Consider the following 19626-nt stretch of genomic DNA (forward strand, 5'->3'; position numbering starts at 1 on the left):
ATTAAACCTAATCTTCAATTACAAATTTCCAATCCCTTACCATCGCAAAATATTAAACTGTTTGGATATATGCTTCTCTACATGCTTCGTAAGTGATAAATAGAATGTATGGTGTATTTAACAAAAATACATGAATACAAACATTAGCTGAGAACAGAACTGTGATGGAAGCAGGATTACAAATTAATTGGCTTGTGGCAACGTATGCTTGCTTGCAGTTTGTTGCTTGGGGATTTCTATCAATTTTGATTGCTGAGGTGATTCGAGATAGCTATCATGCTGCTTGTCATCACGTGCAATGGTTATCTAAATGGCATAACAAACACCATCAGGTATACAAGCGAGATTTATCGATAATTTCTCTGGAAGCTTATAAAGATTCTCAGCTTTATCACGACATTGTTGAATCGATATTGCTGCTGGTTATCATCGGCGCGATCGCAATTATTTTTCGTCCGGTAGGTTTATGGTTGGGTGTACTTTACGCTGCTACTTTTTTGTATGGAGCATCGTTAAGATATTTTTTAGGAAGAGTTGAAACCGACTATACTCATAAGCCGGGAGCATTAGAAGTTATTCCTTCAGTGTGGTGGGTAAATCGTACCTACCATTGGAGGCATCATTTTGATGACGTAAATGCTTATTATAGTGGTGTATTTCCTTTAGTCGATAAAGTTTTGGGAACCGCACTATCCGTTAAAGGTAAAACCGTCGCTTTAACTGGAGCATCTGGTAGTTTGGGACAAGCTTTAACCGCCGAACTAGTTGCTAAAAATGCTAAAGTTATTGCGTTAACGACAAATCCTGAAAATATTGTCGAACAACCTAGAGTGACTGCGCTTGCTTGGGAGTCTGGTAAAGAATCGGAATTGTTTGAACGTTTACGAAAAGTTGATATTTTAATTATTAACCACGGAGTAAATGTTTACGGTAGTCGTACATCGGAGGATATTGATAAATCCTTTGAGGTAAATGCATTTTCAGCAGTGAGATTAATGGACGTATTTTTCTCTACGGTTACTGGAGCAGATGCAAAAGCGACGAAAGAAATTTGGATTAATACATCGGAAGCGGAAGTATCCCCAGCTTTAAGCCCTTTGTATGAATTGAGCAAAAGAACCTTGGGAAATATTATTACTTTGAAAAGGTTGGATTCCCCTTGTACAGTTCGTAAATTGATTTTGGGGCCATTTAAAAGCCAATTAAATCCTTATGGGGTAATGTCAGCACAACAAGTTGCAAAAGGAATCGTGTTTTTAGCGCGTCGGGATTTTCGCAACATTATCGTTACCGTTAATCCTTTAACCTATATCTTTTTCCCAATTAAGGAATTGACTACCTGGTTGTACTATCGGGTTTTTAGTAAGAAATAACAAATTAGGGATTGGGGATTGGGCATTGGGAATGGGGCATTGGGCATCGGGCATTGTTCTAAGTGTATGGAAAGATAAAACATTATTCTTCCCCCTCTTCCCTCTCCCCATTTTTACCCGTCAAATTTAACCAAAATAACCAGTAGTAGATGACTATATTTCCTAATTTTCACAACCAATAAAAAAAGAGACGTAAAATTTTACGTCTCTACATTTAATAATTAGTAAATCACCAAAATCTGAATTTATTCTTCTGTTTCCACCGCATCATCTGCGGGTTCTATAACAATTGTTTCCGTTACTTCTGCATTATCTTCATTTTCCTCATTTTCCTCGGAAGATTCGTCTGATTCTTCACCACTATCGCCGGGAACTATTGCTACACCGTTAAGAAAATCGTCTTGATCGAGACGTTGTACTCTTACCCCAGTAGCAGAACGCGATTGAATGGAAATAGCGTTTACTGCTTGTCGGATAATAATACCGCGACTTGTCACCATCATTATCTCGTTATCTTCACTAACAATATGTAAACTTGCTAGTTGATCTTGAGTTTTGAGGTTTTTGAACTTGGTTGCCATTAAACCTTGTCCGGCGCGATTCTGCAAGCGGAATTGTCCGACTGGTACACGTTTACCGTATCCTCCGGTAGTAATTACTAAAACCCAAAGTCCAGAATTATTGTTATCCTCAACTTCTACAGTTGCTTCATTGTCTGAATCTTCAGTTTCAACTGTTTCTGCTTCAGTTTCTGCTTCTGCTTCTGAAACTGGGGCTATGTTGTTCAAAATGTGGGCGGGAAGAACATCCATCCCCACTAACTCATCTCCACCTTTACGCAACTTCATCGCTTTTACACCACGAGTTGCTCTACCCAAGGGGCGTAATTGTTCGTGAGTGCAGCGGAAATGAATTGCCATACCCATGCGAGAACCAATAATTACGCTATCTTCGGCTCTAGCGCGACGTACCCAACGTAATTCATCACCTTCTTCCAAGGAAATTGCAATCAAACCGTTAGCGCGAATATTGCTAAATGCAGCTAATGCAGTTTTCTTGATATAACCACCTTTGGTAAGCATTACCAAATATTCATCTTGGCTAAATTCACTTACCGGTACAATTGAGGTAATTTTCTCTTCCTTGGGAATCGGCAGCATTTGGACGATGGGTGTACCCCTGCTAGTACGAGAACCCAGAGGTAACTGGTAAGCTTTCATGCAGTACACTACGCCGCGTTCGCTAAAGAATAAAACGCTATCGTGGTCGCAACAAGTTAAGAAATGCTCTATATTATCGTCATCTTTTACCTTCGCAGCAGCTTTACCCCTAGTGGCACGGCTTTGCGCTTCAAAGGTATTAACGGGCATTCTTTTCATATAACCTTGCTGGGTAAGCAAAATTATGACTTTTTCGTTGGCAATTAAATCTATATCATCTAATTCCCCTTCTTTATGGGTAATTATCGTCCGCCGGGGTGTAGCGTGTTTTTCTCTTAATTGCTTAACTTCGGTTTCAATAATTTCTAATATCCGTTCTCTACGAGCTAAAATATCTCGTAAATCGGTGATTTGTAGCTGTAACTGCTCGTGTTCCAAGCGGATTTTATCAGCTTCTAAAGCAGTTAACCGTCGCAGCTGCATTTGCAAAATTGCATCAGCTTGTGCTTCGGACAACCCATAATTAGTAATTAATTCTCCCTTCGCTGTCGGAGCATCGGCAGCATGACGAATCAAGGCAATAATTTCATCTAAATGGGACTGCGCGATTAATAAACCTTGTAAAATATGGTCTCTTTCCTCAGCCTTCCGTAATTCATAACGGGTGCGTCTGGTAATCGCTTCAATGCGGAAATCTAAGAAAACCTCTAAAAACCGCTTTAACGTTAATAAAATGGGTTCTCCATTCACCAACGCCAACATATTTGCGCCAAAATTAGTTTGTAACGGCGTTAACTTGTATAAATTATTCAACACCACGCGAGGATAAGCATCGCGCTTGAGTTCGATAACTATCCGCATTCCATCGCGATCGCTCTCGTCGCGAATATCAGAAATACCGTCAATCCGCTTGTCGTTAACTAACTCGGCAATTTTTTCAATCAGCGCTGCCTTATTAGTTTGATAAGGTAGCTCAGTGATAATTATTGCTTCTTTTTCCGGTCTTCCTCGCTGCTGGAGAGTTTCAATATTAGCTACCCCACGCATGGTAATCGAACCGCGTCCGGTAGTATAAGCTTCCTTAATTCCCGAAGTACCGAGAATTTGACCGCCCGTAGGAAAATCAGGACCGTGGATATATTTAGTTAACTCAATATCCGTAATTTCCGGATTCTGAATCAGTGCTACCAATCCGTCAATTAATTCTCCCAAATTATGCGGAGGGATATTAGTAGCCATTCCTACCGCAATACCAGAAGAACCATTTAACAATAGCTGCGGTAGCCTTGCCGGTAAAACCGTAGGTTCCTGCTGCGAACCGTCAAAGTTGTCAGCAAAATCGACAGTTTCAGATTCGATATCTTGCAGTAAAGCGTCGCTAGTTAAAGATTGCAGGCGGCATTCAGTGTAACGCATAGCCGCCGGAGGGTCGTTGTCAACACTTCCGAAATTACCATGCCCCGAAATTAAAGGCGACCTCATCGAAAAACTTTGTGCCATCCGCACCAAAGCATCGTAAACAGCCGTATCTCCGTGGGGGTGATATTTACCTAAAACTTCCCCTACAACACGGGCGCATTTACGGAAGGGACGATCGGCCGTTAACCCCAACTCGTGCATAGCATAGAGAATCCGACGATGCACAGGTTTCAGACCATCCCTGGCATCTGGCAAAGCGCGACCGACAATCACGCTCATTGCATATTCCAGATAAGACCTGGACATCTCGTTTCTCAGATCCGTCGGGATTATCCGCTCCTGAGAGTAGGTCATAACCTAAAAAACTCCAAAAATCGCAAATTTTAGGGCTTAAATCAGAAAAAAAGCCAAATTATTCCAAATGATGCTTGAATAATCGCCATTATTTGGTACAATTTTAGCACATTTTGCGTATTTTTGCAGAAAGTGGGTATAGGGCATGGGGCATTGGGCATTGGGGATTGGGCATTGGTAATTGGTAATTGGTAATGGGGCATTTCTCGTTCTCTCGTTCTCTCGTTCCAAGGTTCTACCTTGGAATGCACTTCAAGAGGCTCTGCCTCGTCTTTAGCTGAAGGCAGAGCCTTCAAAAACGCATTTCCATGCAGAGCATGGAAACGAGAAAATTACTCTAACTCCTAGCTGCTAACTCCTAACTCCTAACTCTTTCCTCCGCTACCACAATCAACGCTTGGGCTTCCACATTCTTCGTGGGAATCATATTTGCAATACCTAAATTCAAGCTTATATCGGCAATCTTCAATTTCTCTATTTCACTACGTATCACCCGAGCAACGTGAAGCACTCCATCACCATCAGTATTAGGTAAAAGCACGGCAAACTGATATTCCCGATAACGCGCTACTAAATCAATCGCCCGCTTGGCACAGTTATTAATTACTTGAGCAATTGCAATTAAACATTCATCGCTCTTTTGATTACCATAAGCATTTTTATAAGATTCAAAATCGTTGATTTCGCATAAAATTAAGGATATCGGCAGCTTTTCTCTTCTGTAGCGCTGCCATTCTTGGTCTAAATATTCATCAAAACGGCGACGGTTGGCGATGTTGGTTAAACTATCTATTCTTGCTTGACGAGTTAATTCTAATTCTAAAAGTTTTGTTTGAGTGATATCGCGGATAGTTAAGGTAATTCCATCACCTAAGCTGACTGCAATGATTTGATACCAGTTTTGACTACCATTAGTTTCATAATATAGTTCTTTATCAAAAGATTTTCTGGTTTCAACTACCTCTACCAAGGAATCAAATAAACTCGGATTATCTAGAAAAATCTTGTTATTAAGCAGATAATCACCAATTAAATCTTCTTGATTGCTATAGAAGAATTTAGCAATTACAGGATTAGCCATTAAAAAGCGAAAATCAGTTATTTCTCCTGCAACGTTATCTCTTACCGCTTGCATTGCTGCGATTCCATCGAGGGAAGTATTTAAAATGCTTTCTAAAAAAGCGCGGGATTGATAGAGAATTTCTTTAGTTTGTTTGAGTTCCTGGATTTCATATTGTAGCTGCGAAATCTCAGAATTTTCCGGGGGGGGTAGGTATTACTGGCGACAGAGTTTTTTTTTGCAGTACCATTCGCAAGTTTGTTTTAGTAACTTTCTCTCCCAGAATCTCAGAAATCTGCTTCCATAATTTGTAAGCTACATCCTTGATATGTCCGACGCTCAAGTGCGAATTTTTGGCAATGGTGGCATATGTTTCGTTTTCCCATGCTGCTTTTAATATTTCTTTTTCTATAACGGTTAGTTGTTTACCAGCGTTAGTATACAAAGTTGTTTTGATAACTTTTAGTGCTTCTTCAAGGGTCATTAATAGGTTGGTTATAACAGTCCAACTTCTAAGTATAAATCAAGGTGCTATTATATACCGCTATTTAGATGTAGGTCAAAGTTACTATCTATCCGACTTTTCCGACCTTAATATCAGACTCATCCGACTGACATCAGCCTTACGAATGAGTGATTATAGACACATGAAATCAAACAAAGGTTTCTGAACTCATAAAGATAAAACATTTTATCAAAACAGTTCAATAACTAATTTTCATGTAATTAAAAGAGAAGGGAAAAATGAAAAAATTAATTTGCAATTCTTTAATCGCTTCCGTTGTAGCTGTTGCTGGTGCTGCTGGTTTTGCTGGTGAAGCGAATGCTCAATCAGTTGATGTTGATTTTAGCGGTACCGTTACTAGCAGTTGTGAGATTACTAAAGTTAGCGATGGTAATCTAGGATTAAGTAATAATAACAATACAAGTTTACGTAGTAAACCATCTGAAGCTAGTGATGGAAAAGCGGGTGAAATTAGTGTTACTTGTGCGGGTTCTGGAGATATGTCTGTTACTGAACCGGTAGCTGTTAGTCAAGATGCTCAAAATTTCGCTGATCTCAGTGATTTTGGTGCAAGTTCTCAATTATATCTTAATGCACAAGGTAGTGGCGGCGTACTAGCTTCACAAGATCCAACCTTTGGTTCAAAAACTGTCACTTCAAACGGTCAGCCAGTATCAGTATATGCTTTTATCGCTGTGGGAAGCTCGACTCAGCCCGTTCCAGAAGGTGATTACACATTCAGAACCACAGTTACTGTAGCTCCACAGTAAATAACATATATCGTCCTATTAATAGGAACAATTCCCCATTTGTAGTTTATTACAAGTTGCAATGGGGATTGTTATTTTAAATATTTAAATCTTCCCTACAAAATAATACTGAAATTAAAATAATGAATAATCTTCAGAAGTTTCTATGTGCTGTGACTGGCACAGTATCAGCATTGTGCATTTTTCCTGAAATTGTGCAAGCTCAAATAAAAATTACTCCTTTGGTGATTGAAAAAGAAGTCAGACAAGGAAAAGCACAAGGGGTAATTAATATCACGAATACTAGTAACGAAACATTTCGCGCTCGCGTATATACTGCACCTTTTACTTATAATCAAAATGGATTTGAAGAATTAGAATCTAGTCCCCAAGATTTAAGTCCTTATTTAACTTTCTCTCCTCGCGAATTAGTATTAGAACCGGGACAAACCCGCCAGATTAGAGCAATTTCTCGGTTGCTCCCGAGTTCTGCAAAAGGGGAATATCGAGCAATTATTTTTACCGAAGATTTAGAAGAAATAAAAACGACTAGTGGCAATCAAACTATAGGTGTAACACCTCGTATGGGTGTAACTTTTTATGTCCGGAATGGTGATGCTTCTCCAAATTTAAAATTAGAAAGCGCTAGTTACAATCCCGAAACTAAAAAAGTTAGTCTTCAAGTTAAAAATAGTGGCAATGCAACCGCTCGTCCTAAGATTAAATGGAATTTACAAAATTCATCAGGAAATGTAGCAAATGGTAGAGAAAATGCTTATACGGTAATAGCTGAAGGTGAAAGAAATATTCAAATTGATTTATCTGCTAAAGAAAAAGAAATCGCTGCGGGTAACTATAAATTAACAGGTAAATTAACTTGGAGAGAAGGAGATAAGGATAAGAGTTTACCTTTTAATGTTGATGTGAATGTTTCGGATAAAGTTACGGCAACAGATGTGACGGATAATCAAAAAGCTTCGTTGGAAAGTCGGTTGAAGAAGTTGTTGAAGGGTAATTAAAGGTTATTGGTAGGGTGTGTTATCGCGGAGCGTAACGCACCATTATCTGCTTAATTCATATACTCAATTAACAATTAACCGTTCTGCAGCATTTCCATATTTTTGGTGCGTTAGACGAAACGTCGTAACGCACCCTACAAAGTTCGGCACCCCTCTCCTTGTCAAGGAGAGGGGAAGAAAATTGGGTTTATTAAAGAGATTTAATCAAGCGATTTATATGGATTTGAGCTACTAGCCCGGAACTTAATTTTCGGGCAATCTTGCGTACTCTTTTTTCTCAGTTATTCAATTTTTAAAAGATATTTATAGATATGATGTATCCAGATATTCCGATTAAACACAACGTCGAAATAATCGAAATACAGCCCTGTATACATTATATATATACTAAAAACGAAAAATCAAATGATAAAAAAACAAATCCAAATTGTTACTTTCCTTATTCACTAAAAAAAGATTCAACACCCCAGACTATTTCGTTAATAGAGGAAGAAAATAAGAGTAATTCGTCTTTGTCATTACGACAAAAGCTGAATAATTCCAAAAATACCATTGCCAACCAAATTAAATCAACCAAAAACGTATTTACTATTATCCCTGTAGGTTTAAATATAGGTAGACGCAACGTCAACGAATCAATTTTAATTCGCGGTTTTGAAGACGGAAGCAAAGCGGTTAATTTCGATAGCTGGCTGCTTCCTTTTGATGATGTAATTTCGGCTTTAAAAATTACTAAAACCACTTTAGATGACGGACAATTAGAATTACGTTCACCGGGTTTAGTTAAGCGGATAAATCCCAATGATTTAAAAACAGATGCTGAATTAGGTTTAGTTATATCTGTCGCGGATATCAAAAATATTCTGGGAGTACCGACGGAATTTGATATTGTAAAATACGCTATTGTATTTAATCCTCCTTGGTTGGGTTTAAGAAAGAAGAAAGGTAATCGTCAAGCAGAAATTCCGGTAATTTTAGACGGTTTACCTCAAGTTAATTCCCCTGGATTCAGCTTTTCTACTGTCGGACAAAGTATTAATGTTTTTGCTACGGGAAACAATACAAATACCCGAGGAAATTTAACTGCTATCGGTACAATGTTTGGTGGTAGCTGGTATATCCGCACAAATCAGCCAAGTTTAACTGACAGAAAAAACTGGAATATCAATGAAGCGCAATATTTACGTCAAACTCCAACTTCTGATTATGTAGTTGGTTCCCAACCGACATTTTGGAGAAGTCAAGGAGGACAATTTTGGGGTTTCACTACAGTGCAAAGATTTGGCTATAATCCATCAAATGCTGTAGGAGGTGGTTTTAGCCCATCTCAAAGAATGCAAAGCAGTAAAATTCAACGCACTATCAGTGGGGAAGCTGCACCGGGAACTTTGGTACAGTTAACCCAAGGTTTTGGCGATAATGTTATTGCAGAAATCTTGGTTGATTCTTCTGGTATTTACCGTTTTGAAAATATATCCACGGGAGGAAGTGGAATTGGTGGAAGTAATAATTATCGCGTGCGTCTTTATCCCGACGGACAATTAACCGCAACACCAGAGATACGCGATGCTATTTTTGCTAGTTTACCAGGTCAATTAACTAAAGGTACATCGGCTTTAATTGTTTCTAGCGGTTTAAATCGAGAAAATACTCAAAGTTCTTTGCTTGGTAATTTTAATAGTTTTCGCGGTGGCGTTGCTTATCGTCTTGGTGTGACAGAAGATTTAACTTTGGGTACGGGGGTTATTTACGATAAATCAATGTTGGGTTTGGGAGAATTATTCTATCAACCCGCTAACTTTCCCTTAGAAGTTGCTTTTTCGGGATTGCTGGGAACCGATGAAGGTTTGGAATATAATGCCGATATCCGCTTTCGTCCATCCAACGATTTTGATTTAAACTTTAATAGCGACAAGCTTTCTCAAAGATTCCGCGCAAACTACCGTGCTTTTAAAGGTATCAACTTCCGTGCTAGCGGTAATACTCGCGAAAATACTTTAGCTGCTGGTTTTAGCTATTCTCGTAGCAGCAGAAATTTCTTTACTTCTGTAAGTGCAGATATTGATACTAACAATAACTTCCGCTGGAATCTTAGTTCCCGTTTGGGAAAGCTACAGCTAAGAAATTACGGAAACGAAATTAACACCAATTCCCAACTCAGCTACAATTTTTCTAAAAGTTCCTCAACTGGAAACTCTTTAAATCTTAATTACGAAACTTCTAAAGAAAATAACCTTGCTTCCTTAAACTGGAAATTTCGCTCCAAATCTCGCAATAGATACGGACGCAGTTTATTCGATTTTGATTTAGGTTACGGTATAGGTTCCCAAGGTAGCGGCATCATCGCTTCAGCTTCCACTGGTGTAATACCGGGTATGGATTTACGCGCTCGATATCAGGGAATTTCCACAACTTCAGATAGAAATAGTTTCCGCATTGAATTATCTCCCAGCTTCTACATTCAACCCAAGCTAGCTTTAGGAGACAACCGCTACGAACGTTTACGAGGTGAGGGAGGATTATTAATTCAACCTTTCTTAGATAAAAACGGTAACGGTAAATTAGATAAAAAAGAAAAAATTTACACTGAAGATTTAGATTTACTTTTAAGTTTAAATAATAAATCCATCAAACGTTTCCGCCCAGATACTAACAACAACGGAGTACTAATTAGAACTGCTCCCGATAACTATCGCTTAGATTTAGATCCCGCAGGTTATCCCATCGATTGGAAACCAACACAAACAGCTTATGCAGTAGAAGTTGCAGCTGGAGGTTTTACTCAACTACTCGTACCATTTATTCCATCCTACACCGTCGCCGGAACAGTTATTAATGCAGAAGGTAAACCCGTTGGTGGTGCAAGAGTGGAAGCGGTAGTTACCGATAAAAAAGGTAAAGTTAAGAAAACGATGTCGGTAACAAATGGTGCGGGAATTTTCTTCTTAGAAAACTTGCAGCAGGGGAATTATAAGTTACTTGTTAACGAAAAAAGTGCAAAACCGGGAGAGATTTTGATTGATGAGAAATCGGAAACTATGCAGGAAGTTGAGTTGAGGATTTAGAGGGGGAAGAGGGAGAAGATAGGAAGATAAGAGATGGGAAAAATGATTTACGAATTCCCAATGCCCAATTCCCAATGCCCAATGCCTAATTATTAAAAAACCTGCTCCAACTTCTTAAAATCGCGCTGCACCTCATTAATCAAAGATTTATTTTTAGGATCTGTTTTCAAAGCCTTTTTAAGAAAAATTCTTGCTTTAAGCAACTGTTTTTCAGCTATTAAGGCTCGTCCCCAAAGCTGATACGATATGGCTAACCATTGTCGGACTTCAGCATCATGGGGTAAACGTTCGACTAAAGCCTCTGCTAAGGCGATCGCTTGAGGAAAGCGTCTCTGTTTCAAAAACTGCTGTAGCTGTTCGTAAGTCTTCCACTTCAGACGTTGTTCAATTTCAGCTACATGAGGAGGCTTTGGCTGTGTGGGCTGCTGCTTTGGTTTTTGCGGTGATGCTTGTCTTTGTACCTCACGGGTTTTTTGCTGCCATTTTTCTTTAGCCCGCTTCGGTTCTTTTGGCGGCGTTTCGACAGCTTGCGATGCTTTCTTATGAGAATTATTTTCAGGAGGCGGTATAACTTGCAACAGCAACTTATATGCCTCAGTTACAGCAATAAACTTTTCCTTGGCTCTGTCATCATCCGGATTAATATCGGGATGATATTGCTGTGCGAGTCGGCGATAAGACGATTTGATATCGGGAAAAGAAGCTCCCGACCTTAAACCTAGTAAACGGTAGCAATCTAGAAGATCCATTTCGAGCTATCAGAAGCACTTTTAACAGCTATCAGCTTACTTAATTTTTAAAATTCTAATTTTTAAAATTATTAAAGCATTAAAGTAAGTGACTGATTATATTACATTTCCAGCTAATTGCTGAAGCCATTAATGATAAAGACTAAATTTTAAATTTAAAGTTCACCAGGTACAAGTTTACAATAAATGGTAATTGGTAATTGAGAATTGGTAATTGGTAAGATTTTCAACCTATTACCCCTTCGGGTTCACCACTCCCCTCAACGGAGAGAACCTCCGCAGGGGGTGGATTCACCATTACCCATTACCAATCAAACCTAAACTGGTCGCTCTTCAATTACTTTGTCAATCAAGCCATACTCTTTGGCTTGTTCTGCTGACATGAAGAAGTCGCGATCCATGTCTTTTTCGATTTTTTCGAGTGATTGACCAGTATTGTTAGCGTAAATACCGTTTAATTGATGCCGAATTCGTAAGATTTCTTTAGCTTCGATTTCGATGTCGGTTGCTTGTCCGCGAGTTCCACCGGAAGGTTGGTGAATCATAATCCGCGAATGAGGTAATGCTAATCGCTTACCTTTGGTTCCACCACCTAATAGGAATGAACCCATTGAAGCTGCTAAACCCAGACATATTGTTACCACGTCAGACTTGATATGCTGCATGGTATCGTAAATTGCTAAACCAGATGTTACAACACCACCTGGTGAATTTATGTACAGAAAAATATCTTTGCCTGGGTCTTCGGAATCAAGGTATAACATGATAGCAATGATTTCGTTGGCTATCTGGTCGTTTACCTCATCACCCAAGAATATGATGCGATCGCGGGCGAGGCGAGTATAAATATTAACCCACTGAGTATATTGTTCCCCTGGTAGTTTATAAGGAACGCTAGGATAGCCTATTGGCATATTTCCGACTCCGTTTGTAATTAATGGAAAATGAAAATCAAAATTTAGAAGTTATTCTGCGCTGAGAATAATCATCGTGTATAGCCATTGCAAATAATTTCCTAACCATAGGTATTTTCTTTGAAAGGGCTACCACAATAAACTTACTCTGCCTCGGCGAAAGCATAAACTCTAAATAATTGCAGCTATAAACTGCTTGTAGGATGAAAGATTAAATCAAATTTAATTTAAATTAATTTAATTAAATTTAATTTTTAATTTCATCCAGAATAAAATATCTACGTGCTTGTTTATAAAACTCCTGCTGGCGCAGCAGATTCGGAGTCTAATTGGGCTTTGCTTTCAAAAACTCGGTCAATTAAGCCATATTCTACTGCTTGGTCTGGTGTTATGTAGAATAAGCGATCCATATCTTTTTTAACTTTTGCTTTATCTTGTCCGGTGTTCCGAGCAAAGATTTCAACCATTGCTTCTTTGTTAACAAAGACTTCTTTCGCCATGATTTGAATATCGGTGGCTTGTCCTCTAGTACCGCTAATAGGCTGCTTGAGAACAATTGAAGCATGGGGTAAAGCGGCTCTACAACCTTTTGTTCCGGCACTAAGTAACATTGCTGCCATACCCATTGCCTGACCGATACAAATAGTATGAATGGGAGGCTTAATGTACCTCATAGTATCGTATATAGCAAAAGCTTCTGTTTCAAAAGCAATAGGCTGGTCGCCGAAACTTGTACCAACAGAGTTAATATAAATTTTTATTGGCTTGTCTGGGTCTTCCGACTGCAAATAAAGCAATTCGGCAATAATTAATTTAGTAACTTCTGGCACCAGTGGCGCTCCCAGATATACGATACGTTCCTTCAGCAATAAAGAAGGTAAATCTGGGGGTGGCGTGCGATAAAAATTGTCGCCCGTGTAAGGCGCTTGCATAGCCTTGATGGGTGAATGTTCCATTTTCCAACCGTTGCCTGAATTAACGCTATTAACTGTAGTACATACTAGCGCGTGGATAAAGACTATGGAGGTGTGGATTTCTCTCTTTTTACAAATTTAGTAGTTAGTAGTTAGTAGTTAGTTGTCTTATCTTTTTCCCCATCACCCCATCTTCCTTCTCTAAAATTATTTCTTCCGAACAATTTTATTATCTAGCAAGTGAAATTATGAATATCATTTAATATATTGAACTGCACCAGGAGTTTTCCGTAGCGAGCTGGCTGCCTTCTGGAGTTATTTATATATAATGTATAGTCCGTGCAAGGAACCGCAACTAGTATGAAAGTAAGCTTATTGCCCGAACTCAATGATAGCAATCTGGATGTAAATCAATCAAGCTCTCAACGCCAGTTAGCAGTTTCTTTAACTGCTAAGGTTGAAAATTTAGACCGCAGCGTTCCCCTTAATTTATGCTTGATTTTAGACCATAGCGGTTCCATGAACGGTCGTCCGCTAGAAACTGTTAAAAAAGCTGCAAACCGCATTGTTGACAGACTCAAAAATGGCGATCGCCTCAGTATTGTAGTTTTCGATCACCGAGCCAAGGTACTCGTTCCCAACCAGGAAATAGAAGATAGAGAAGGTATAAAACAGCAGATTAATCGTCTCAGTGCTGATGGCGGTACTTCTATTGATGAAGGTTTGCGTTTGGGTATTGAGGAATTAGCTAAGGGTAAGAAAGAAGCTATTTCTCAGGCTTTTTTATTGACTGATGGTGAAAACGAACATGGTGATAACAATCGCTGTCTAAAATTTGCTCAATTAGCTATAGATTACAGTTTAACTTTAAATTCTCTGGGATTTGGCGACAATTGGAACCAAGATGTTCTCGAACAAATCGCAGATGCTGGCGGTGGTAGTTTGTCGCATATAGCACAGCCAGAGGAAGCTGAAAATAAATTTAGTCAATTATTTAGCCGCATTCAAACTGTTGGTTTGACAAATGCCTATTTACTATTTTCATTAATGCCAAAGGTTCGGTTAGCTGAACTTAAACCTGTAGCTCAGGTATACCCAGATACTATTGAATTGCCAGTACAGCAAGAAGCAGACGGACGTTTTGCGGTGCGTTTGGGTGATTTAATGAAGGATAGCAAAAGAACGGTTTTGGCAAATATTTATTTAGGACAATTCCCAGAAGGTAATCATACAGTAGCTCAAATACAAGTACGTTACGACGATCCAGTCAGCAATATGACGGGATTGCTTTCCGATACTATACCTATAGAAATCAACGCAGTTGGAACATATCAACCTTTCTCTAATCCACAAGTTCAGCCTCATGTTTTAGCACTCGCAAAATATCGGCAAACCCAACTTGCAGAAGCCAAACTGCAACAAGGAGATAGAGCAGGTGCTGCTACGATGTTGCAAACCGCAGCGAAAACAGCTTTGCAAATGGGAGACAGCGGTGCTGCAACCGTTTTACAAACTTCTGCAACTCGCTTGCAATCTGGAGAAGAACTTTCAGAAGCTGATAAAAAGAAAACTAGAATCGTTTCTAAAACAACATTACAAGATTCGTAATGGCGAGATGGGGAGACAAGGAGATGATGAGATGAGGAGATAACTTTTATTCCATCGCTTCATCACTCCATCACTCCATCACTCTATAATTTTCCTCCTAACTCTTAGCCCAAAATGAAAGTCAGCAGAATCCATCATGTAGCTATTATTTGCTCAAATTACGAAGTTTCCAAAAAGTTCTATACGGAAATTTTAGGTTTTTCCATAATTAAAGAAACCTTTCGCGATGCGAGAAACTCTTACAAGTTAGATTTACGAGTGGGAGAAAATGACCAAATTGAGTTGTTTTCCTTTCCCCAACCACCGCAAAGAGTTAGTAATCCAGAAGCTTGTGGTTTGAGACACCTTTCTTTTGAAGTAGACAACGTTGAGAAAAGTGTCCGCTACTTAAAATCCAAAGGTGTAGAAGTCGAAGATATTAGAATTGATGAAATTACTGATAAGCGATTTACATTTTTCAAAGATCCTGATGATTTACCGCTAGAAATTTACGAAAATTAATTTTAATCTCAGTAAATGCTTTCGCTAGTTTGATTTTGATTTAGATAAATATTACTTAAATTATTTGGAAAATAAATAATTTAAATAATTAAACGTATATACTTTTTCACCGCAAATATTAACAAATATTAATCAGACTTTTGGATGAGTACAATCATAATTTTTATTGAATACAATAAAATATGTTTATAATCTCAGAACTTACTATAAGTATTCCAATCTATAGGAGAGAGTAGGGAAAATAAAGATGCCGATACCATTGTATTTTACACAATTGCTATTTAAATCATAATTTACGATCGAAATATTACTTATTACTTAATAGCAAATAATCTTGTTAATAAAAGTCAAATATAAAAAAATAGTGTAAAACAGCTTATGTACGCAATAGTGATTAAAGTTGTCATTGTTGATAATAGGGCTTCTAAAAAGTTTTGATAAATAAATTGACACTTGCCTATGTGTATTTGCTATGGTTGTGAGACATCAAAATCTATGGCAATATGAATATCTATTAAATAGGAGATTTTTTACTTTACCTACAAATTCCTCCTGTAAAAGAAATTATTAAATTTAGACAAAAATCTATTTTTTTAATAATAAAATCAGATAAAAGGCAACATGTTTTATAGAGCTTTATCAATATTTGATAGAAAATTCTAGTTGATTATATTATTGGCTTATTACAAGCATCTTTTTTCTCTCATTGTCAAAAAGTCACTATATTGCCACATTAATATGACAACATCATAAACAGTCACCTTTAGAATTCTCATTTTCAAAAAACGAAGTATAATATTTATTTTCAATTGATTTTAAATCTATGAACTTTTCTGTAGAAATGCAATCACAACTTATCGTAACTTGCACTAAAGACTTAACTCATCTCAAATACGGAAGCTTAAGTAAGTGGTCATTGTATGGCAATTTCATGGTCAAGTATGAATGGCATTGTCCTGAAAAAGATAGCCATCGCAAGCAAGAAATAGATTTTGAGAATTTACCGCTAGAAATTCAGATACAGATAGCAAAAAAAGCGATTAAAAGTCCTTTACTAAAAACTCTTGAAGACGAAAAACAGTTGATGCTGGTTCATCTGGCTGTGATGAATAATGAATAAAACAGTTGGGAAGTGCTAGATTTCAATCATCTTGTGATATTCCCCCTTTTCAAAAGCAGCCTCGGAATGGAATACTTCTAAACGGAAACTTCTAAAAACCATTGTGAAACGAAAATTAGTTTTTGTTATTCCTCTATTCCTGTTTGCCTTGATTGCTGGCTGTCAACTTCTTTTAAAGCAACCAGTCAGCCCTCATTTAGTAATGGGAAATCCTAGTAATGCAGGAAGTAATCCCAATAACTATTTGATAATAAAACCTCAATACGCTTTATCATACAGTCGCGAACGAGGTACTCCAAATTGGGTATCTTGGCAGCTTAATCGAAGTTGGCTGGGGGATATTGAACGTCAAGACGATTTTCGTCCCGATGATTCTCTACCGCCGGATTGGTATCGCGTCAAGCCAAGCGATTATACTCGTAGCGGTTACGACAGGGGACATATGGTTCCTTCTGCTGACAGAACATCCAGCGTAAAGGATAATTCTGCAACTTTCTTAATGACCAATATTGTGCCGCAAACTCCCGACAATAATCGCGGTGCATGGCGAGATTTAGAAGAATATTGTCGGTATTTAGTCAAGCAAGGAAAAGAACTTTATATTATTGCCGGTGTTGACGGTAACTCCAGAAGAATTGGTAGGAAAAAAGAAGTTATCGCACCTTCGTATACCTGGAAGGTGATTGTAGTTTTAGATAAACCGGGAGCAGGTATAGGAGAAATATCTAAAAATACAAGAGTTATTGCTGTGAATGTAACTAATCGTCAAAATACCAGCGATAATTGGGAAAGATATGTAGTCTCAGTGGATGAGATAGAAGCCAAAACAGGTTACAACTTTTTGACTCAATTACCCGAATCTATTCAGCAAGTAATTGAAAGTAAAGTTGATAGAAGGTAATTGGTAATTGGGAATTGGGCATTGATAAATAACAACTAACAACTAACAACTAATCGTTAAGTTTCTACAGCTTTTGTTGACAAACCAAGCCAATCCCCGGTTTTTAACTGCCCGACAATATAAACATCAATTTCAACGTCACCAATTTTATAGACTTGGATATTGTCTAAATTTTGCTTTAATGTTTCTACAAGGGCTTGGTATTTTTTAGCAATTTCCCTTTCTTCGGAGTCGTACCAGTCTTTTTCGGCTGTTGCTCGTTGAAAAAACTTTTCCATATCTATAACTTTGACAGGAGCATCCAGAGAATGGTTAGTTTTTTGGAGCAAATTTTTGGTGTTTACTTCTTCTAATTCTTGATTTGACCATGTAAAAGTGTCAAAAGGATAGTCAGATTCGCTCATCCAGACTAAATCTTGAGAAAGCGACTTAATTTTTTTGGGAATATCAAATTCGTTACTGTTCATGATTTAATCAGGTTAAAGGTTAAAGTCCAAAGCTCAAAGTTATAACTTTTAACTAATTAAAATTACTTTTTTTTGGCTTTCCAAGTTCCACCATAAACATAAAATGGGTTGTTTTGACTAATTTGTTGCCAACATTGGGGACATACAAAAACCCAATCGCCATCTTCAAGGTATTTTACTCGGTACAAAATTGCTCCAGCTTGATTGCATAGAGAGCAAAATTTATTACGTGACTGACGCGCCATTGATTCATCCTTACTAGATTTTTAGAAAATTTTGACCTACTGTTTTACACTATTTTCAATATAGTAGGTGGTTTTTTCCTAGATGAAGCGCTTAGTGTTTTACTTTCAGCTGAACCATTCTTTTTGCACTTTAGATAGATTTTAAATAAAAAAGAATCGATGCGGTTAAACCACATCGATCTATAGATGAAAACGAAAATATTGAAACAATCTTCAAATATTCATGCAAAAGCAGAAGCTTGGGGTTTTGCAAAAATCATTCTACCGGCTGAAGTCTGCAATGAACTGGTAACAATAACTCGTACTTCACCACCAACAAAATGACTTCCTTCTTCAACGACTACCATCGTACCGTCATCTAAATAGCCGATACCTTGGCTGGGTTCTTTACCTTCTTTGAGGATTTTCAAGTCTATGTTATCCCCTGGTAAATAATTCGGACGCACTGCATTTACCAAATCGTTAACATTCAATACTGGCACTTTCTGCACGCTAGCAACTTTCGATAAATTGTAATCGTTAGTTAATAGAGTGGCGCTGATTTCCTGAGCAAATCTGACTAATTTAGCATCTACCGTCGCAATCTCTTCATAATCAAGGGAGTTGATCACAATGCGTTCGGAATAAGATTTCTTAATTCGGTTAAGAATCTCTAATCCTCGCCTTCCCCTGACTCGCTTTTGATCTTTGCTAGCATCAGCGACTTGCTGCAACTCTAGCAGAATAAATTGCGGTACAATTATTTGTCCTTCTAAAAAGCCAGTATCTAGCAGCGTTTCAATACGACCATCGATGATGCAGCTGGTATCTAAAACTTTGGTAGTCGCGGGCTTAAGTGTCCCTTCGGCTACCATTGTCTCTACCGTGTTCGGGTTAATTAATCGTAACAAACCCCGTCCGTGAGTATCCGCTAAATTCATGCCAGTATATGCCAGAGTGATACTGCCCATAACGGCGACTAATGGCTTGATGAAGCTAAAATCTTCGGGGATCGGTAGTAAGAATAAGGGCGCTAACATTAAATTAGCTACCAACAATCCAATTACTAAACCAATTGAACGTGTGAGAATAACTTCGAGGGGCATGTCTCGGACTTGCGCTTCTAAACGGCGATATCCGGTTTGGACTCGCAGCCCGATCGCGCCACCGATAATAGCTGTAAAAGCAGCAAACACTAAGCGCAAGGCATCTAGATTGCTTACATTATTTAGCGTACCTTCAGGTAGCAAATCGGTTGCGTAGTAACCTATCCCCGTTGCTGCTAGGACGAATGAGAAAATTATAATAGCGTCAAACATGATTGTGTTGTTTTCCTGCAACTGCATTACCTGATGTAATCAAGTAATTTTGTATGTAATCGGGTTAAAAATCTTAAAAATATTTGCAGTTAACCTACAGGCTGAAGGTAAAGCATCTGCAATTATTATAACCAAATATTCCCAGCTTTTTTATTCTGCTTATATTGTTGTAAAACCATACAAAAATGTATATTTCTCATTAATT

The 19626-nt window shown here is 38.1% G+C and carries 17 protein-coding genes; 8 read left to right on the forward strand and 9 right to left on the reverse strand.

Translation table 11 applies throughout. From position 1 onward, the window contains the following. Nucleotides 1-164: 164 nt before the first annotated feature. Entirely contained in the window at nt 165-1373 is a 1209-nt protein-coding gene (locus RIV7116_RS15920; RefSeq protein WP_015119323.1) for a bifunctional sterol desaturase/short chain dehydrogenase, read from the forward strand. Nucleotides 1374-1618: 245 nt separating this feature from the next. On the opposite strand, the gene gyrA is transcribed toward RIV7116_RS15920, so the two are convergent. The 3 genes from gyrA to RIV7116_RS15940 all read right to left on the reverse strand — a co-directional run bounded on the left by gyrA (nt 1619) and on the right by RIV7116_RS15940 (nt 5850). After that, on the reverse strand, nt 1619-4306 hold the full coding sequence (gene gyrA, locus RIV7116_RS15925) for a DNA topoisomerase (ATP-hydrolyzing) subunit A (protein WP_015119324.1): 2688 nt from the start codon (nt 4304-4306) through the stop codon (nt 1619-1621). A 358-nt stretch (nt 4307-4664) separates the two neighbouring features. Next, on the reverse strand, nt 4665-5441 hold the full coding sequence (locus RIV7116_RS15935) for a diguanylate cyclase domain-containing protein (RefSeq protein WP_015119325.1): 777 nt from the start codon (nt 5439-5441) through the stop codon (nt 4665-4667). A gap of 115 nt (nt 5442-5556) precedes the next feature. Beyond that, the gene (locus RIV7116_RS15940; protein ID WP_044290983.1) at nt 5557-5850 is read right to left on the reverse strand and encodes a hypothetical protein; all 294 of its coding nucleotides are present in this window, start codon (nt 5848-5850) and stop codon (nt 5557-5559) included. Between the two features lie 260 nt (nt 5851-6110). Here RIV7116_RS15940 and RIV7116_RS15945 point away from each other — a divergent pair, with 260 nt between their 5' ends. The 3 genes from RIV7116_RS15945 to RIV7116_RS15955 all read left to right on the forward strand — a co-directional run bounded on the left by RIV7116_RS15945 (nt 6111) and on the right by RIV7116_RS15955 (nt 10704). Beyond that, complete coding sequence (locus tag RIV7116_RS15945; RefSeq protein WP_015119326.1) at nt 6111-6641, forward strand: hypothetical protein; 531 nt, start codon at nt 6111-6113, stop codon at nt 6639-6641. 122 nt (nt 6642-6763) lie between these two features. Beyond that, a complete protein-coding gene (locus RIV7116_RS15950; RefSeq protein ID WP_015119327.1) occupies nt 6764-7639 on the forward strand; it encodes a hypothetical protein in 876 nt (291 codons plus the stop codon). Nucleotides 7640-7950: 311 nt separating this feature from the next. Beyond that, complete coding sequence (locus RIV7116_RS15955) at nt 7951-10704, forward strand: carboxypeptidase-like regulatory domain-containing protein (RefSeq protein ID WP_015119328.1); 2754 nt, start codon at nt 7951-7953, stop codon at nt 10702-10704. A 92-nt stretch (nt 10705-10796) separates the two neighbouring features. Here RIV7116_RS15955 and RIV7116_RS15960 read toward each other — a convergent pair whose 3' ends face one another. The 3 genes from RIV7116_RS15960 to RIV7116_RS15970 all read right to left on the reverse strand — a co-directional run bounded on the left by RIV7116_RS15960 (nt 10797) and on the right by RIV7116_RS15970 (nt 13323). After that, nucleotides 10797-11453 (reverse strand): J domain-containing protein, encoded by a 657-nt coding sequence (locus RIV7116_RS15960; protein ID WP_015119329.1) that lies wholly within the window; start codon nt 11451-11453, stop codon nt 10797-10799. Nucleotides 11454-11770: 317 nt separating this feature from the next. Further along, entirely contained in the window at nt 11771-12367 is a 597-nt protein-coding gene (locus RIV7116_RS15965) for an ATP-dependent Clp protease proteolytic subunit (protein WP_015119330.1), read from the reverse strand. 290 nt (nt 12368-12657) lie between these two features. Continuing rightward, complete coding sequence (locus RIV7116_RS15970) at nt 12658-13323, reverse strand: ATP-dependent Clp protease proteolytic subunit (RefSeq protein ID WP_015119331.1); 666 nt, start codon at nt 13321-13323, stop codon at nt 12658-12660. 318 nt (nt 13324-13641) lie between these two features. Between RIV7116_RS15970 and RIV7116_RS15975 the strand changes: the two genes are divergently transcribed. The 4 genes from RIV7116_RS15975 (at nt 13642) to RIV7116_RS15990 (ending at nt 17411) form a co-directional block, all read left to right on the forward strand. Beyond that, nucleotides 13642-14889: a VWA domain-containing protein gene (locus tag RIV7116_RS15975; RefSeq protein WP_015119332.1), complete on the forward strand. Its 1248-nt coding sequence runs from the start codon at nt 13642-13644 to the stop codon at nt 14887-14889. A 114-nt stretch (nt 14890-15003) separates the two neighbouring features. Beyond that, nucleotides 15004-15390 carry a VOC family protein gene (locus RIV7116_RS15980; protein ID WP_015119333.1) on the forward strand — a complete coding sequence of 129 codons (387 nt, stop codon included), beginning with the start codon at nt 15004-15006 and terminating at the stop codon, nt 15388-15390. 841 nt (nt 15391-16231) lie between these two features. After that, nucleotides 16232-16510: a hypothetical protein gene (locus RIV7116_RS15985; protein WP_232435806.1), complete on the forward strand. Its 279-nt coding sequence runs from the start codon at nt 16232-16234 to the stop codon at nt 16508-16510. Nucleotides 16511-16613: 103 nt separating this feature from the next. Next, a complete protein-coding gene (locus tag RIV7116_RS15990; RefSeq protein ID WP_015119335.1) occupies nt 16614-17411 on the forward strand; it encodes a DNA/RNA non-specific endonuclease in 798 nt (265 codons plus the stop codon). Nucleotides 17412-17467: 56 nt separating this feature from the next. Here RIV7116_RS15990 and RIV7116_RS15995 read toward each other — a convergent pair whose 3' ends face one another. The 3 genes from RIV7116_RS15995 to RIV7116_RS16005 all read right to left on the reverse strand — a co-directional run bounded on the left by RIV7116_RS15995 (nt 17468) and on the right by RIV7116_RS16005 (nt 19421). Next, nucleotides 17468-17878 (reverse strand): nuclease A inhibitor family protein, encoded by a 411-nt coding sequence (locus RIV7116_RS15995; protein ID WP_015119336.1) that lies wholly within the window; start codon nt 17876-17878, stop codon nt 17468-17470. A 62-nt stretch (nt 17879-17940) separates the two neighbouring features. After that, on the reverse strand, nt 17941-18123 hold the full coding sequence (locus tag RIV7116_RS16000; RefSeq protein WP_015119337.1) for a hypothetical protein: 183 nt from the start codon (nt 18121-18123) through the stop codon (nt 17941-17943). A gap of 221 nt (nt 18124-18344) precedes the next feature. After that, nucleotides 18345-19421: a PIN/TRAM domain-containing protein gene (locus tag RIV7116_RS16005; protein WP_044290984.1), complete on the reverse strand. Its 1077-nt coding sequence runs from the start codon at nt 19419-19421 to the stop codon at nt 18345-18347. Nucleotides 19422-19626 lie beyond the last annotated feature (205 nt).

The organism is Rivularia sp. PCC 7116 (assembly GCF_000316665.1).
GTDB lineage: Bacteria > Cyanobacteriota > Cyanobacteriia > Cyanobacteriales > Nostocaceae > Rivularia.

Bases quoted from the DNA above. Each gene is read 5' to 3' on its own strand.
- RIV7116_RS15920 (WP_015119323.1), top strand. From the start codon at position 165: ATGGAAGCAGGATTACAAATTAATTGGCTTGTGGCAACGTATGCTTGC.
- RIV7116_RS15985 (WP_232435806.1), top strand. From the start codon at position 16,232: ATGCAATCACAACTTATCGTAACTTGCACTAAAGACTTAACTCATCTC.
- RIV7116_RS15970 (WP_015119331.1), bottom strand. From the start codon at position 13,323: ATGGAACATTCACCCATCAAGGCTATGCAAGCGCCTTACACGGGCGAC.
- RIV7116_RS15980 (WP_015119333.1), top strand. From the start codon at position 15,004: ATGAAAGTCAGCAGAATCCATCATGTAGCTATTATTTGCTCAAATTAC.
- RIV7116_RS15960 (WP_015119329.1), bottom strand. From the start codon at position 11,453: ATGGATCTTCTAGATTGCTACCGTTTACTAGGTTTAAGGTCGGGAGCT.
- RIV7116_RS15950 (WP_015119327.1), top strand. From the start codon at position 6,764: ATGAATAATCTTCAGAAGTTTCTATGTGCTGTGACTGGCACAGTATCA.
- RIV7116_RS16005 (WP_044290984.1), bottom strand. From the start codon at position 19,421: ATGTTTGACGCTATTATAATTTTCTCATTCGTCCTAGCAGCAACGGGG.
- RIV7116_RS15995 (WP_015119336.1), bottom strand. From the start codon at position 17,878: ATGAACAGTAACGAATTTGATATTCCCAAAAAAATTAAGTCGCTTTCT.
- RIV7116_RS15935 (WP_015119325.1), bottom strand. From the start codon at position 5,441: ATGCAAGCGGTAAGAGATAACGTTGCAGGAGAAATAACTGATTTTCGC.
- RIV7116_RS16000 (WP_015119337.1), bottom strand. From the start codon at position 18,123: ATGGCGCGTCAGTCACGTAATAAATTTTGCTCTCTATGCAATCAAGCT.
- RIV7116_RS15945 (WP_015119326.1), top strand. From the start codon at position 6,111: ATGAAAAAATTAATTTGCAATTCTTTAATCGCTTCCGTTGTAGCTGTT.
- RIV7116_RS15940 (WP_044290983.1), bottom strand. From the start codon at position 5,850: ATGACCCTTGAAGAAGCACTAAAAGTTATCAAAACAACTTTGTATACT.
- RIV7116_RS15955 (WP_015119328.1), top strand. From the start codon at position 7,951: ATGATGTATCCAGATATTCCGATTAAACACAACGTCGAAATAATCGAA.
- gyrA (WP_015119324.1), bottom strand. From the start codon at position 4,306: ATGACCTACTCTCAGGAGCGGATAATCCCGACGGATCTGAGAAACGAG.
- RIV7116_RS15975 (WP_015119332.1), top strand. From the start codon at position 13,642: ATGAAAGTAAGCTTATTGCCCGAACTCAATGATAGCAATCTGGATGTA.
- RIV7116_RS15965 (WP_015119330.1), bottom strand. From the start codon at position 12,367: ATGCCAATAGGCTATCCTAGCGTTCCTTATAAACTACCAGGGGAACAA.